Origin of the sequence: Variibacter gotjawalensis, from assembly GCF_002355335.1 — a bacterium.
Lineage (GTDB): Bacteria > Pseudomonadota > Alphaproteobacteria > Rhizobiales > Xanthobacteraceae > Variibacter > Variibacter gotjawalensis.
In genome coordinates, this window is record NZ_AP014946.1 from 4,488,275 (window position 1) to 4,503,023 (window position 14,749).

General features: G+C 54.7%; 13 protein-coding genes and 1 pseudogene. 8 read left to right on the top strand and 6 right to left on the bottom strand.

Going from position 1 to position 14,749, the window contains the following annotated elements:
- Genes GJW30_RS21985 through GJW30_RS22000 form a run of 4 tightly spaced genes read left to right on the top strand, consistent with a single transcriptional unit; the run spans position 1 to position 3,508 of the window.
- Positions 1-870, top strand: a complete 870-nt coding sequence (locus tag GJW30_RS21985; protein ID WP_165391595.1) for an NAD(P)-dependent oxidoreductase — start codon at positions 1-3, stop codon at positions 868-870.
- Positions 867-1,835, top strand: a complete 969-nt coding sequence (locus tag GJW30_RS21990) for a Gfo/Idh/MocA family protein (RefSeq protein ID WP_096358488.1) — start codon at positions 867-869, stop codon at positions 1,833-1,835. Before GJW30_RS21985 ends, GJW30_RS21990 begins: the two co-directional genes overlap by 4 nt.
- Complete coding sequence (locus tag GJW30_RS21995; protein WP_096358489.1) at positions 1,832-2,584, top strand: GntR family transcriptional regulator; 753 nt, start codon at positions 1,832-1,834, stop codon at positions 2,582-2,584. The genes GJW30_RS21990 and GJW30_RS21995 overlap by 4 nt, the downstream gene beginning before the upstream one ends.
- 30 nt (positions 2,585-2,614) lie before the next feature.
- Entirely contained in the window at positions 2,615-3,508 is an 894-nt protein-coding gene (locus GJW30_RS22000) for an amidohydrolase family protein (RefSeq protein WP_096358490.1), read from the top strand.
- 322 nt (positions 3,509-3,830) lie between these two features.
- Here the strand turns inward: GJW30_RS22000 and GJW30_RS22005 are convergent, their stop codons facing one another.
- The 6 genes from GJW30_RS22005 to GJW30_RS22795 all read right to left on the bottom strand — a co-directional run bounded on the left by GJW30_RS22005 (position 3,831) and on the right by GJW30_RS22795 (position 8,929).
- Positions 3,831-5,318, bottom strand: a complete 1,488-nt coding sequence (locus GJW30_RS22005) for a recombinase family protein (protein ID WP_096359004.1) — start codon at positions 5,316-5,318, stop codon at positions 3,831-3,833.
- Positions 5,311-5,820, bottom strand: a complete 510-nt coding sequence (locus tag GJW30_RS22010; protein WP_096358491.1) for a DUF2924 domain-containing protein — start codon at positions 5,818-5,820, stop codon at positions 5,311-5,313. The genes GJW30_RS22005 and GJW30_RS22010 overlap by 8 nt, the downstream gene beginning before the upstream one ends.
- Positions 5,817-6,110 carry a DUF3489 domain-containing protein gene (locus GJW30_RS23255; protein ID WP_096358492.1) on the bottom strand — a complete coding sequence of 98 codons (294 nt, stop codon included), beginning with the start codon at positions 6,108-6,110 and terminating at the stop codon, positions 5,817-5,819. Before GJW30_RS23255 ends, GJW30_RS22010 begins: the two co-directional genes overlap by 4 nt.
- A 2,208-nt stretch (positions 6,111-8,318) precedes the next feature.
- Positions 8,319-8,465: a hypothetical protein gene (locus GJW30_RS22790; protein WP_157746822.1), complete on the bottom strand. Its 147-nt coding sequence runs from the start codon at positions 8,463-8,465 to the stop codon at positions 8,319-8,321.
- A gap of 51 nt (positions 8,466-8,516) precedes the next feature.
- Complete coding sequence (locus GJW30_RS23260) at positions 8,517-8,702, bottom strand: DUF3606 domain-containing protein (protein WP_096358493.1); 186 nt, start codon at positions 8,700-8,702, stop codon at positions 8,517-8,519.
- Positions 8,703-8,737: 35 nt separating this feature from the next.
- The gene (locus tag GJW30_RS22795; protein WP_130364633.1) at positions 8,738-8,929 is read right to left on the bottom strand and encodes a hypothetical protein; all 192 of its coding nucleotides are present in this window, start codon (positions 8,927-8,929) and stop codon (positions 8,738-8,740) included.
- Between the two features lie 1,370 nt (positions 8,930-10,299).
- Between GJW30_RS22795 and GJW30_RS22025 the strand changes: the two genes are divergently transcribed.
- The 4 genes and pseudogenes from GJW30_RS22025 (at position 10,300) to GJW30_RS22040 (ending at position 14,201) form a co-directional block, all read left to right on the top strand.
- Entirely contained in the window at positions 10,300-10,572 is a 273-nt protein-coding gene (locus GJW30_RS22025; RefSeq protein WP_245408596.1) for a DUF2934 domain-containing protein, read from the top strand.
- 471 nt (positions 10,573-11,043) lie between these two features.
- A pseudogene (locus tag GJW30_RS22030) lies at positions 11,044-12,386 on the top strand (PQQ-dependent sugar dehydrogenase).
- Between the two features lie 324 nt (positions 12,387-12,710).
- On the top strand, positions 12,711-13,106 hold the full coding sequence (locus GJW30_RS22035; RefSeq protein ID WP_096358495.1) for a (R)-mandelonitrile lyase: 396 nt from the start codon (positions 12,711-12,713) through the stop codon (positions 13,104-13,106).
- Positions 13,107-13,697: 591 nt separating this feature from the next.
- Positions 13,698-14,201 carry a YciE/YciF ferroxidase family protein gene (locus GJW30_RS22040; RefSeq protein ID WP_096358496.1) on the top strand — a complete coding sequence of 168 codons (504 nt, stop codon included), beginning with the start codon at positions 13,698-13,700 and terminating at the stop codon, positions 14,199-14,201.
- The last annotated feature ends 548 nt before the right edge of the window (positions 14,202-14,749 follow it).

Here is a 14,749-nt window from a genome sequence, read left to right on the forward strand (position 1 = left end):
ATGCCAGAAACTGCTATCGGCATCGTCGGCCTCGGCTTGATCGGTTCCGCGATCGCAGATCGGCTCGCTTTAGCGAGCATTCCGGTATGCGGCTTCGACATCGACCCAGAAAGAATGGCGAACTTCGCTACCTCGGGCGGATCATCTGTGCCCTGGGCGGCTTTGCTAGAATGCAAAGTCATTTTCATTGCGGTGTATGACGGCGCGCAGGCCGAGCGCGTCGTTGCTGACCTCGCCGCCAGCAAATCAAACCGTACGATCATATGTGTCACGACGTGCGACCGCGACACGATCATGCGGCTGAATGATCTCGCGGACGCCGCAAAGATGCGTTTTGTCGAAGCACCGATCTCAGGTACGAGCGCTGAGGTCCGCAGCGGAACATCAAGCGTTTTTGTCGGTGCGGATACCGTTTCGCACGAGATTGCTCGCTCCGTTCTATCCCCGGTATGTTCAAATGTTGTCATTGTGGGCGACGTTGGATCTGCTTGTCTGATGAAACTTGCAATCAATCTCGTTCTGCAGAGCAACCGCGCCGCGCTCGCGGAGGGAATTGCCTTTGCAGAAGCCGTTGGCATCAGCGGCATATCGTTCCTGCATGCTGCCAAAATATCGGCAGCGTACTCACGCGTAATGGAAACAAAGGGAGAAAAAATGCTTCAGCGCGATTTCTCGCCACAGTCGCGCATTGGACAGACCCTCAAAGACGCCGACCTCATTCTCTCGGCTGCAGAAGCGAACGGACTGAAGCTACGTATGACCAGCGCGCAGCGGGCGATCCTAAGCGACACGATTGCAGCACAAGGGGCCGACGTCGACAGCTGCGCCGTTATCGCAACTCTATCGACGCGTTCAAAGGCGACGACATGATGCGCGCCGCAATCGCCGGGCTCGGCCGATGGGGCCGCGCGATCGTCGCGGCTTCGCAAGGCTGCAATGAATTGCGTTTCGTCGCCGCCGTAGAACCTGATCTGAATGGTGCCCGAGCGTTTTGTGCGGAGCACAACATCGGTTTGACTGATCAGCTGCAGGATATCCTCAGCGACAAGACGATCGACGCTGTTTTCATCGTCACGCCACACTCCCTTCATCGTGAGCAGGTTTTGGCGTGTGCTGCCGCGGGAAAGCATGTGTTTTGCGAGAAGCCGCTGGCACTCAAGGTAGAGGACGCTCGCGCGATGTTCGCCGCGTGCCGTGCGGCGAACGTCAAACTCGCCGTTGGCCACAATCGCAGGTTCTGGCCGTCGATGATTGCGCTGCGCGATACAGTTCTTAGCGGCGAGCTGGGCACGCTTCTCCATGTCGAAGGTCACAATAGCAATGAAAACTCGAAGGCTGTGCTGGCTGGCTGGCGGCTGTCCGCTACAGAATCTCCAGGAGGCGGATTAACAGGATCAGGCCTCCATATATTGGACAGTATGGTCGCAATGCTCGGACGAGTGAGCTCGGTTCAAGCTCTCTTAGCCACGCAACGACAAGAGGCGCCTCAGCTGGACACGGCAACCGCCATTTTGAAATTCGCGAGCGGAATGAGCGGCACTTTGTCCACCATCCGCATGACTCCATATTACTGGCGCGTCCACGTCTTTGGCACCGACGCATCGGCCGAAGTGCTTGGCGAGACAAGCATGATCCTGCGCAAATCGGGTCAAGCGCCAATACACCGTGAATTTCCGACGACGAATACTTTGCGTGCCGAGATTGATGCCTTTGCGGCGCAGTGCACTGCACGTGCATCCTATCCGGTAAACGAGGACGAAGTGACGAACACTCTGGCGGCTTTTGAAGGAATACTTGCTTCGATGCGGAACGGCACGGCTGTCGAGATCAAATGAGGGGACCAGCACCACGCAAGTTGCCACGCTATCGCGAAATCGCTGGCGAACTGCAGCGAGAGATCCGCTCGGGCCAATTTTCGATCGGATCGCTCCTGCCAATCGAGGCGCAGTTGATGGAGCGCTTCGGAGCGAGCCGGCAGACTATTCGGGAAGCGCTGCGAATTATCTCTGAGCAAGGGCTTATCGTACGCCGACCCGGTATCGGATCCATCGTCATATCGGCGGAGCCACCGACGCTTTTCACACACAGTATTGATTCGGCGTCGGAGTGGCTTCGTTATTCGAACGAAACCTACCGTGAAGTCGTTTCAACTAAAGAGATCACGGCCGACTTTCACGTCGCAGCCTTGCTAAAATGCGAGCCGAAGAAGCGATGGTTTCTGATCGAAGCGGTCCGACGTGCCGATGCGTTTGCGGCTCCGCTTGGATGGGCTCAGTTCTACGTTTTACCGAAGTTCTCCAGAGTTGTTGAACGCCGCGACCATGGCCGCACGCCGGTACACGAACAGATTGCCCGAACCTTTGGTCAAGTAATTGAACATGCTCAGCTGGAGGTCTTAGCGCGCGGCATGCCCGCCGATATAGCACCCTATCTCGGCGCCGAACCAGATTCGCCATCGCTTACGATGATACGGCGCTACTTCGGACAGAACGACGAGCTCTTCGCTGTCACCGTGACTACGCATCCGGAAGGCCGATACACGTACGTCATGGATATGCGCCGGGCTTTGAAATCCAACGCGTGAGAGTAGACGCTATCTAACGGTGCCATCCCAATGAAACAGCCAATAGTTGACGCTCATCATCATATCTGGCGACAGAAGGATCAGCCCTGGTTGCAAGGGCCTACCGTGCCCCGAATTTTCGGAGCCTATGAGGCTATCAAAAGAGATTATCCGATCGAAGAGTATCTATCAGATATTGATGGAACTGGCGTTTCGGCGTCGGTCTACGTGCAGACGAATTGGGCACCAGAGCAAGCTGTCGATGAAGTCCGCTGGGTGCAATCAGAAGCGGACCGAGCAGGATGGCCTCACGCCATCGTCAGCTTCATTGATCTGCAACGCGACGATGCACCGGAAGTGATGAGGGGGCAGGCGCAATCGCCCCTCATGCGCGGAGTGCGGCAGCAGCTTCATTGGCACGAGAACCCAATGTATCGCTTCGCTGCAACTCCGGATGCGATGAACTCAGTTCGCTTTACGCAAAACCTTGCACGGCTGCAAGATCATGACTGGTTATTCGAGTTGCAGATATTCAGCTCACAGATGAGAAACGGTGCAGCGCTCGCGGCTCAGTTCCCCGGTATTCGTTTCGTCCTAGCGCATGCAGGAATGCTCGAAGATCTTTCGACAGAAGGACGCCAAACTTGGCGCGAGGGAATGCTTCGCCTTGCGCAAAACACGAACGTGTATGTCAAACTGTCGGGCCTTGGAACGTTCATTAGAAAGAACGATGCGGATCACATCGCCGATGTCGTTCAAGAAACGATCGATATTTTTGGGGCTGAACGTTGTGTCTGGGGCTCAAATTTTCCCATTGAAAAACTCTGGACGAGCTATGGAGCGATTGTTAGTGCGATCGAGGCCGCGTTGGAATGCTTGGATACGCCGACACGCTCTATGATCTTATTTGATAATGCCAAAAGGCTGTATCGTATCGTCGACTGAGAGCCCTGCTTTCCCGCGGCGGCCACTGCTTGCAGCGCAACTCTACTAGAGCAACGCGCAATCGATCGAATAACGCGCTTCGGATGGAGGGCAGCTTTTGATTGACAGCGACCCTTAGCAGATGGCCCGTTCGTGTCCTCCCAACTTTAGGGGGCGCGCTCTCCTCATCCGCCAATCAAGGCCAAAGAGAACTCGCATCAGTTCGTCCTTGAACCAAGCGTGCCACGTCTGCGGTGTCTCGGTCGCCGAACAGCAGCTTGCTGCAAAGCTTAAGCCGAAATTCGAAAGGCCTCTTACGGTCCCATTCCAGACACTGCACTCGTCACCAAACCACCGACTTTCGAGCGAGCTCTGATGTATGAACGATGGAATGCGTCCCATTAACTATGCTCCGAATGACCTCTGGAGAAAGAAACGCTAGCGTCAAATGCATGCGTGCTGACCTAGGCGTCACCTTGAGGCGTTCCGCTAGCTCGTCGAGCGACCGAATCTCTCCTCGTAAAAAGCGATCGAGCGACCGCCTCGCCAACGCAATCGCTTTGATAGCGCGACTGCTTGACTCTGATATTGGTGGCTGGTTGAGTCCATGGGCTATTCCTTTTGCCGCGCATTTGGGGATCGGCGTCCAAGGAATTTGAATAACGGATTCGAAGCTTTGATCCATCAAGAAGCAGTCGATGCTTTTCGAGCGCACAACAATTTTTGCGATATGTAATGGCTCATCGCGTTGTTGGTTTTCCGATTGCAAAGCTTCAGCAACTCGGCGCTCAACCTCTGGCGCAGATATGCGCATCACAGTCCCAGCTTCGTTTTTGCGCCCTTGCGTGCATGCTGCGGAGATGTAGTAGCGATAGTAGACGTTGCGTTTCCGAGTCGTAGACGGACTCATACGATGACCGCGGTCGTCAAAGATCTTCCCAGTAAGCGAGAACTCCGATCCGAGACCGCGACTTTTCCGAGCGTGCGCTTGTTCGTTTAGGAGCGATCCGACCACTGCGAAAGTTTTGACATCCACGATCGCTTTGTGCTCGCCATCGACATAGTTTCCTCGATGTCCTAACTCGCCCAGGTAGATCCGATTTCGGAGAAGATGCGCGAGCGAGTGCTTGGTGAAAGCGACGCCTCCTCTCACCTTTCCGTTCCTGAGCAGAGTTTTCTTCGTCGTTACCCCACTTGAATGCAAATCAACGAGGACGCGGTCCAAGGATTTCAACTCGAGATAGCGTACAAAAATGCTGCGAACGCAGTCTGCTTCAGGTCGATCGGGAATGAGCTTGCGATCGACAACCGCATAACCGAGCGGCACCGTACCGCCCATCCAAATGCCTTTTCGTTTTGAAGCCGCGATTTTGTCGCGAATTCGCTCGCCCGTAACCTCTCGCTCGAATTGAGCGAAAGACAAAAGGACGTTTAGCGTCAAACGTCCCATGCTTGTCGTTGTGTTGAACGCCTGCGTGACAGACACGAAAGACACGCCATGGCTATCAAAGAGTTCGACCAGGTTGGCAAAGTCAGAAAGTGACCGTGTTAAGCGATCGACTTTATAGACAATGACATTGTCGATGCGCTTCTCACGAATAGCGGAAAGCAGCTTCTGAAGTCCGGGGCGGTTGATTGACCCGCCCGAAAAACCGCCGTCATCGTAGTTGCCGGATGCAAGTCGCCAGCCCTCGTGAGCTTGGCTCTTGATGTAAGCTTCCGAAGCTTCGCGTTGTGCATCAAGGGAATTGAATTCTTGCTCTAGCCCGTATTCGGTCGAGACGCGTGTGTAGATCGCACAACGCAAGATCTTGGGCGTGGACTTAGACACGCTTGCCAACCTGCGCCTTAGCACGAGGCGCTATTTTTTCGCGAAGACCAAAGAAACGCGGCCCGTTCCACCGTGTTCCCGTGATGGCGAAAGCGACTTGAGAAAGACTCCGGAAAGTCTGCTCGCCCCAACAATAACCCGTATCAGTGACGGCAACGCGGTGCATAACACGCTCGTATTCGCGGACGAGTATCGTGCCAGTCTTCAGCCGGCGTGGCGCATCCGGCATTTTGCCTGGTTGGCCCGAGCGTCGCGCTTCCAACCCGTCGGCGACGCGACTAAGATACTGTTCGGTTTCGCGATCAAGACCGCCGTAAGCCAGCTCTTGAAGACGATACGCCAGAATCCGAAACAGCAACCATTTTGTCAGATGATCGGGTGGTTCGCATTTTTGCGTCTTGCGCCATTCTGCTTTCAATTCATCGCGACTGAATTTTTGAAGCGCGATGATCTTACTGGCGATCGCACCAGATCGTCCGTTCGAATTTTTTGCTTCAGTCACCGGGAAGTCCCGATGCGGTAATAACGCTTCTGACGTCGGAGCTCGAACGCTAGATCCAGTCTAAGTTTCCTGCGAATGGTTTTCGTGAAGAACGCGCGGATTGTGTGCGGCTGCCAGCGGACCGCACGAGCGATTGCATGGATGGTTGCTCCGCTCGGCCGTTTCAGCAGCGCGATAACGATTTGCTGCTTTGATCTACTTTGAATCCGATCTGAGGAAGCATCTGTCTTGATAGCTGTTTTCGACTTAAGCCTTACATTTCGCAGCCTTCGGCGACGACGGTCTGTCATGGCGACTCCTGTTATGCGGGCTTTACTGCCCGCACGACCAGAAGTCGGCCGTGGCTTTAGGGCTCAGGCCGGCAGTAGCGCTGCACCTCTAATCGCAGCAAACCTGCCGCATTGACGCTCTCTTACGAACGGAAGTCCAGCAAAGTTCTGCAAAAATTTTGGATCAGTTGCCGCAGGCAGCGCCTCCTTGTGAACGCTAGTTGCCTGACCGTCGGCCCTCGCGATAGTTGCCGGCTGAGGAGCTAGCTATATAGGCACCGCTTCGGCACGTTTGAGGAAACGATCGCGAACGCGGCGTATAGATCGTACTTACTTCGTGGCGAGCAAGAACGACAGGCTAATAACTCAGCTCCATCGCGCCGATCGCTCGCCTAATGCCTGCTTGCCGACTGCCCGAAAGTCGCTGATTGCCAAGGTCTTTAAATTTTCGCGTCCTTCTTATCGCCGAACCGACCGATGCATATGTATCTCTCATCGCGTCCTACCGAGACCGGGGCGGCCGCGACTGAGAGACCCGTAGCGCTCCCGCCTTCCCGGCGAAAAGGTTAGCTACATGCCTACGTTATTGCCGAAAACTCATGCTCTTGAAGTAGCGATCGTCGCGCCTGCTGATCATACTCGCGCCTACTTACTGATAGCATTTGGCTTCGTGATCGCAGCGTTTGCGGTGATCTATCCATTGTTAGCCGGCCACTGACTACAACATGCGAAATCACACGAAGCGTAATGTTACCTCGAATTTCATCTTCGTCTGGCTCACGCCTATCGTATTTCTTCCGATACTAATCGCTCTGTACGTGGCTGGGTTTTGAGCCACCTTAACTAGAATGCAATTGAAGGCACTCAGGTCAGAGCCGGAGTCGCGCCGCGAGGCTTTTTCACCTCGTATGGCGCGCTCCGGTTAGCGTGCTTGCCTGCTTGTGGCTAGGCTCGCTTTCGGCGTGCGCATGATGCGTGAAAGACCGAGCGCACGATGAGGGTCTCAGACAGACCTGCTGGTGAGCCCGAAGAACCAGAATTTCGAATTTCTCGAACAGACCAGGCGCAGTTAACTCGCGCCAACCTTTAGAGCCTCTCGCCACGATCTGTGAACCCGAGACGACGCACCAATGCAGACGCGCTTTGTCTTTGAGTTAACGTCATAGTCTTCAAAAGTGGCTGTGCGGCGGAAAGCACGCGCTTGGCTGCCGATGCCTCAAGCCGCGTTCTCGTTTGATAGGTAGAGCCGCCTGGCGCTTGATTCGTCTCCCGCGAAAAGTTTCTAATTGCGCTCGCAACACGAGGCCAAAGGCGCTCCTGGTCGGGCCTCAACTCGAGAACGGCTTTGGCTTGCGCTATCTGTCCCTCGGATATTTCGGCAGCATGTAATGGCAATGCAATAAGTAGACTCGCAACGGCTACAGCCACTATCTTGGATCTAAGCATGACGTTCCTGTTGGTGTGTTATTGACGACGACGAAACGGCATTCACCGTCTGGGGCTAAGCAAATCCGATTTTAAGTTGACTGAGCTCGTTGTGAGCGCTGCCGCGATCTGTACGATACTTCGTGAAGCCACGGTGGTCTTACTTGAAGAGCTACGCATTGCGCGAACAGGTAGTTTCCTAGCGCAAAAAGCTTTCTCGAATTTCGCGCGTTGGCGAACTTTTAGCGGCGCGTGAGCACCATAGCGCTGCGCATCAAAGCTAAGGGGATGCTGCCGTTTGCTTTGCCTGCTGAACCTGTCGATGGTCTAAGCATGCGCAAATTCGCGATAAGACGCTCGATGACAGGAGCGAACTGCGAAGGAAACACGGTTGCATCAACTTAGGTTAGTGACGGTCGGCGCTTTTGCTGCTCGATAAGTGAGTCTTGAAAGTGAAACAGAACTTCTGATCGCCGAGCAGGATTTCTGAAATTGTTCGAGGGAAAGCTCAACAGGTAGTAGGGAATGGGTTTAGACCAAGAACAGGTAGAGCCGTTCACTATCCGGTCCGATTGGCTCATCGCCGAAGCCGACCGTCTTGAATGGCTCGCAGCGAGAATGTCCGACCAAGGACAGTCAGCGGCGCTAAATCTTGCTCGACGCCTACGCGCGAGGGCACTTCAGATCTCGTCCTTTAATCAAAGACTACGTTGAGCCTCTTTGAAAACAGGCCCCCGGCGATGTTGCTCGGTCGATCTCGATCCTCATGGGATTTTACGCGTCAAATTGCTAGCGTTGCGAGGACTAGCTCACCCACGCCCATAAGCCGAACAATACAGCGGCGGCTAAGACCGTGCTCAACACCAGGACTACCAAAACCGGACGATCTAGGAACCCTGCTCTGGCTTCGATCGCGGTCTCTGTCACTTGCCCGTCAGCTTCTTTTTTCATGAAATATCTCCTGTGTCAGACATCTGTGCCCCTCGCGACGGAGAGACGCTTTCACTGATGAATGTCCCGCAAATATCGTTTGACGTCATTTGTATTTGGACCAACTAAATTGATCGCGTTTCGCAATAGTTGATCCGAGATACATAGTGCTTCGGTCCAATATGCGAGGTCGGCCGTATCTTCGATGTTTATGCTAGCGCTATCGGGTTGATGCGTGGTCGTTGGCTCGTCGATCATTTCGTTTTCTCCGAAACTCGGTTGCGAGGCGCGCGTTATTTATGACCGAAAAGATAAATATGAGTGGCAAGAAGGTCTGGGAAATTTGTTGGACCCCGCACGGTCGCCTCAAACGGCGGAATCGCGCCAGCGGCACGCGATCGAATTGTCACACTGAGGCCAAGGTCAAAAGCTGCAAGACCCATCGTGTGGGCCTCCGCCGCTGTCAGTTGATATTGTTTCTTCATCTTGGTTATCCGTGCGATGACCGAAAGTTACAGTCTTAGAACCGACAAATGCCGCGAACAGAACGATCGCTGCGACTGCGCGTGGAAGACGCATGCAACGTTCTTGCGGACAATCATTTCCGACCAAAAGAGAGCACGTCGACAAATTTGAAGCCGACGTGCATTTCTATTTGCAAACGTTTGGAGCTAGCTATTCTCCGCCGCCCGGGGCGCTGCCCGGCGACGTACCGCGTTTGCCATCACCACCTGCAGGATCGGGCGGGGTGTTGTTCACGCGACCACTAGGCGAACTGCTACCGGAGTTGGTGCCGGCATTCCCGCCACGCTGCATCGGCTCTTGAGTTGTGGCAGGCGCCGCGTTCGGTTGCTGTGCAGGCTGGGTGGTCGTCGGCGACGATTGCCCTGTCGACGAGCCACTCGAGCCGGATCCACTGCCACTCTGAGCGAGTGCGAACACTGGGAGACTTGTGATAACGGCTGCAACAAAGACTGTTTTCGCTAAATTCATTGTGTATCTCATGTGTCAAAGCGTCCCCATGCAGACTCAATGGCCAGCATCATCGTTCGTTGCATTGAAGTGATAATAGATATTCTTGCGGCTAAACTTGCCGTCTATTGTTCGCTGAGTGCCGCGATCGGCAAGGGCGACTGCAAGACTAGTTGAGCTACCGCTGTCTAGAACCGCCCGATGGATGTCTATCGCACTGATCACATCGGCTCGCAGACACGCGCATCTCGCGCCCGGGCGATATTCTCACGCGTCGACCCGATGAAGAAGTTGTCGTAGCGGCACAACGCTTGTGAGCGTGCAGGTCGAAGTCGCTCATTCGATGAACGACTGAGGCGATATGGCGCTGCGCTGCCGAGATTGCGCGCGGAATGCATCGAGCGTCAGTACGCTGGCGTCCGCGCTCTCGAAAGAGTGTTTCACCAGGCACGATGCTCACGGAACACAGCGCTTCGATGTCTTGTTGCCGCCCTACCCTGGAGATTCTTATGAACCGCCACACACTTCCATCGCCAGCCGCCTCGTTGTTCTCACGCTGCGGAGGAGAGCTTGGCGGAGACCCCGGACGATAACAATCAGCCGAAGCGGATTACGAGCAGTCGAGCAAACTTTGTCCTCCGCGCTCACGAATTGGCTCGGCACGGTAACTGCGCAACACTCGATCAGCTTGAGCGCCATCTGTTCCGCGAATTTGTAAATTGCCGCGAGTGGTTAGACTTTTCGCTGCGTCAAGATTTGGCGCGCGCTATCGATCTTGCTCGTTTGCGACCACGAAATGAATAGCCACTCACTGCAAACGTTTCAGTCACCCGTTCCAAACGCAGCAGCGAATCAGGAAATTCGCATAAGGGAGGATGCAACAGTGTCAGGTCAGAAGATTTCTGAAGATGCCATTCGCTTCAAAGCATTCGAGCTCTGGGAACTTGAAGGACGGCCGGACGGTCGCGCGTCGGATCATTGGGCAGCAGCCGAGAACCTACTTGCAGACATTGCTCCGCACTCGGAGAAATCGAAATCCGATCTGAGCGATGAACTGGACAACGCTTTAGAAGACTCCTTTCCCGCCTCCGATCCTCCAAGCTTGTCACAATCAACCGGCTCAGAACCTGCTGGTGACCCGAAGACAAAACCGTGACGTTGCACACGGGACGACGCAATTCCATCTGGACGGTCTGAAGTGCCGGTGAAATCACTCGCACTGGCATTGATCTATGCTGGCCTGGGTTGGGCGGTTTTCTATGTCGGTTTGATATTGCTCATTTCACGCTCAATCGATTGGACGGAAGCTAGCTTCCCTGCCGCGATTGCGATCTTGCCCGTAGCAACAGGATTTGTCCTGCTAGCTCGTTCCGCCCCCGCTGGTCCCGAAGAGGGTAACTAGTCCAAGTCTTTGAGCCGCCTGTCCCGCGCTCCGCGAAAGCGCCGCGGCACGAAGCCTAAGCAACACGGTCGCTGCCGTTGAGCCACCGATAGATCGCATTTGAGCGCGCGCTAATTGCATCCAATGTAAGGTTAAGCGCGTGCTAGCGCGCTCATTTGGAACAATGCTCCATCAGGACAACTTAGCTCCCCGACCGAATTGAGGTCTCGAAGCTGGAGCGCGACGATGGCTACAATATGCAATCAAACAACTCGTAGAGCCGCAATTTTGGGCCTGTTGATTGCGCTGTCTGCCTGCGGCGACACCGCCAAATTAACGGATAACGAGAGTATCGGGGAGAACCCGACTTTGCCAGCGCCGAATGGACAAACGATACCTACTGTCAACATCGCACCCGCTCGCGGCTGGCAAGATGGTGGCATGCCAACCGCCGCCGCAGGTATGAAGGTTGTCGCGTTCGCGCGAGATTTAGATCACCCGCGATGGATCTACGTTTTGCCAAACGGAGACGTGCTGATCGCGGAGACTAACGCCCCCAAACGTGAAGGCGGCGGAATCCGCGGATGGATCATGGGTAAAATCATGGCGCGAGCAGGTGCCGGTACGCCCAGTGCTAACCGCATCACCTTGCTTCGCGATCAAGATGGCGATGGTTTCGCTGAAATACGCAGCGTATTTCTCGCTGGGCTAAATTCGCCATTCGGCATGGCACTTGTCGGCAGCAATCTATACATCGCCAACACTGATGCAATCGTTCGCGTCCGCTACGAAGAAGGCGCAACCGTGATCAAAGAGGCGCCGGTCAAATTCGTTGACTTACCCGGCGGTCCGATCAACCACCATTGGACTAAAGGCCTGGTCGCAAATCGCGAGGGCAACAAGCTTTACGCATCCATCGGGTCCAACAGCAACGCCGGCGAGAACGGTATCGCCAATGAAGAGCGTCGCGCAGCGATTTTGGAAATCGATTTGCCTTCCGGTGCCACGCGCATATTCGCTAGCGGACTGCGCAATCCCGTCGGCATGGCGTGGCAGCCCCAGACAGGTGAACTGTGGACTGTTGCAAATGAGCGCGACGAAATTGGTAGCGATCTCGTTCCCGATTATCTGACCTCTGTGAAACGAGATGCTTTTATGGCTGGCCTTATAGCTACTATGGCCAACACGTCGACAGTCGTCCGCAGCCGCCGCGTCCGGATTTAGTAGCTAAGGCAATCGCTCCAGATTACGCGCTGGGAAACCACGTTGCAGCGCTCGGACTGACGTTCTCTGATGGCGAGATGTTGGCCGAACAATTTCGCTCTGGCGCAATCGTCGGATTGCATGGGTCTTGGAACCGCAAGCCGCACAGCGGTTACAAAGTCGTGCATGTGCCGTTCAGCCATGGGAAGCCCGATGGCCTGCCTGTCGATGTGTTAACAGACTTTTTGAACGATAGAGGCGAAGCGCTCGGCCGGCCCGTCGGTGTTGCAATTGACAAGCGCGGCTTCTTGCTGGTGGCTGACGACGTAGGCAACGTTATTTGGCGTGTGGGTGGTGCCTCAACGAGGCAAGCCGACATCAATTGAGCGATCTTTGTCAAACCCGAACACCGCAGATCGAGCGTGCTTGCTGCTCATCCGGCTGCCTATTGCTAAACCTACTCGAATTCTTCGCTCATTAACGACATAGTTCGCCGCTCTTGCCCGTGCACGCGGCATCGTCGGCTCTACATTCTCATGCAAAACGATTGGTTGAAATGGAACGTAATTTAAGTGCCCATGTTGCTCACCTGATAATGTGGCCCCGCTCCTTCCGCCCCTTGATCCATACTCCCCGATCGAAACCTTCATCCGCGGTTCAAGATAGCCAGAACTGGTCACGTTAACATGCCATCCAATCAGTCATTGAAAATGCATATTGCCCGCAGCGGTTCGGAACCTTCCGGTAGAGGTTCCGCTGACTATTTCACCGGCAATGTTCGGATTGATCCCGTCTTTCCGGTTCGCGAGCCGGGACGGGCGACAGCGGCCCACGTGACATTTGAGCCTGGCGCACGAACCGCTTGGCACACTCATCCGCTTGGACAAACGATTGTCGTCACGTCCGGTTTAGGTTGGGTACAGAGTGAAGGCGCATCAAAGGAGGATATTCGCGTTGGTGACGTGGTGTATTTTCCACCGGGTTTGAAGCATTGGCACGGCGCATCTTTAACGGCGGGCATGTCTCACTACGCCATCCAAGAGGCGCTTGGTGGCAAAACAGTCGATTGGCTCGAGCATGTTACCGACGACCAGTATCGGAATTGACCAACAGCGATCAAAATCGACGGCGGTTGAAAGGGCATTGAGTTTTTTGCCGATGCCGCGATGATCGGAGTCGTATAAACTCGAAGCCGTTATGCTTTTTTTGTGACCACATTAATTGCAAACAGGATCAGCCTTACGATGCCGTTTCAGAGAATTGTGATGCGCTTGATCGAAGCCCACTGACTCACGATTTATCGCGGTGTTTGCTCCTTCTCGCCTCGACTGAGACTTGATCATTATCCTTCCCAAATTTAGCCGTCACCGAAACTGCGCTGCATGGCAACCGCACAGCGATTGTGCGACGCGCTGAACAGGCAAGTGTACGGCAGCTGCCGGGTCACTCATCGGCCACGTCATTTCGAGTAGATCGCAGGCTCGGATGAGTATTCGACGTGTTCAGTGCGCTTTTCCCGTTCATCCGTGATTGCACCAGCCTAGCTACGCACTGTCGTCCCTTCCGGAAGCATGTCGGGGCCATAACAGGTGCAATGGCGCCTTGATCTGATCTACGACAGTGGGCTCGGAACAATCCAAGACGCCATCCCTTATCGCGTCGCATCGCAATTCTGCGAACACATATGGAGGCAGCTGATGGGTTGGTTCACATCCGACATCAAGACGATGGACGATCTGTTCGTGCATACATTGCAGGATATCTACTACGCCGAAAATCAAATCCTGAAGGCGCTACCGGATATGATCGAAAAGGCTACCGACGCGAAGCTGAAGCAGGGCTTTCAAACGCACCTCGAAGAGACGAAAGGTCAGATCATACGTCTCGAGCAAGTCTTCGAGATGCACGGAGCAGAAAAAAAGGGCGTCACCTGTCCGGCTATCGACGGAATCATCGAAGAAGCGAACGATGTTGCTGGCGAGGTTGACGATAAGCAAGTGCTGGATGCGGCTCTGATCGCTGCAGCGCAAGCCGTTGAGCATTATGAAATGACGCGCTACGGCACTCTTGTAGCTTGGGCAAAGGTTCTCGGCCGAGCAGATTGTGCTTCGGTACTGCAGAAAAACCTCGACGAAGAAACCGCGACAGACAAAAAGCTAACAGCTCTCGCGGAGTCCCAGATCAACGCTAAGGCAACATGATCTATTCGAGTGGCGTCCCTGCAGGCTATGACGTGGGGACGCCCCAATTACCCACTCAGGTAGCGGATATTCCAAGGCCAGCGGTTGTAAGCCGCGATCCTAAACATGAAGAGCGATATGCCGCGCATTCACGCGGAGACATCGGACGCTGATAGCATTTTCGGTCGCAATCTCGGGTGTCGCTCGTGCTTTCTGGTTGAGCAGTTGTTCTCAGCTGGCAGGCTTTAAAAAAACTAAACCCGCCTCAAGTCCGCTGCATAGGACCGCAGCTTGAGGCGGGCTGTGCGATTTGCCGGCTGAGGTTAGCTCGGCCGTTCGCATCAGTCGTTCCATCTTGAGGCAATCGAGAGCTCGAATAACAAGATGTTTAGATCCTGAGCAGTTTGCCGCCATGCAGACATGCTAGCGGTGTTACATGGTTTTCTTTTTCGATTTCTTCTTTGTGGTTTTGCCGGATCCGGCCTTCATCGGCTTACCCGTCGTTCCGGATGTGCCAGATGGTGGAGTTGCGCTGGGCTGGGCCGTCGAGGAACCCGAGCCCCCTGACG

Coding starts and splice junctions, on each gene's coding strand:
- GJW30_RS21995 (WP_096358489.1), top strand. CDS start 1,832: ATGAGGGGACCAGCACCACGCAAGTTGCCACGCTATCGCGAAATCGCT.
- GJW30_RS22790 (WP_157746822.1), bottom strand. CDS start 8,465: ATGAAAAAAGAAGCTGACGGGCAAGTGACAGAGACCGCGATCGAAGCC.
- GJW30_RS22000 (WP_096358490.1), top strand. CDS start 2,615: ATGAAACAGCCAATAGTTGACGCTCATCATCATATCTGGCGACAGAAG.
- GJW30_RS22040 (WP_096358496.1), top strand. CDS start 13,698: ATGGGTTGGTTCACATCCGACATCAAGACGATGGACGATCTGTTCGTG.
- GJW30_RS21985 (WP_165391595.1), top strand. CDS start 1: ATGCCAGAAACTGCTATCGGCATCGTCGGCCTCGGCTTGATCGGTTCC.
- GJW30_RS21990 (WP_096358488.1), top strand. CDS start 867: ATGATGCGCGCCGCAATCGCCGGGCTCGGCCGATGGGGCCGCGCGATC.
- GJW30_RS23255 (WP_096358492.1), bottom strand. CDS start 6,110: ATGACAGACCGTCGTCGCCGAAGGCTGCGAAATGTAAGGCTTAAGTCG.
- GJW30_RS23260 (WP_096358493.1), bottom strand. CDS start 8,702: ATGATCGACGAGCCAACGACCACGCATCAACCCGATAGCGCTAGCATA.
- GJW30_RS22795 (WP_130364633.1), bottom strand. CDS start 8,929: ATGAAGAAACAATATCAACTGACAGCGGCGGAGGCCCACACGATGGGT.
- GJW30_RS22035 (WP_096358495.1), top strand. CDS start 12,711: ATGCATATTGCCCGCAGCGGTTCGGAACCTTCCGGTAGAGGTTCCGCT.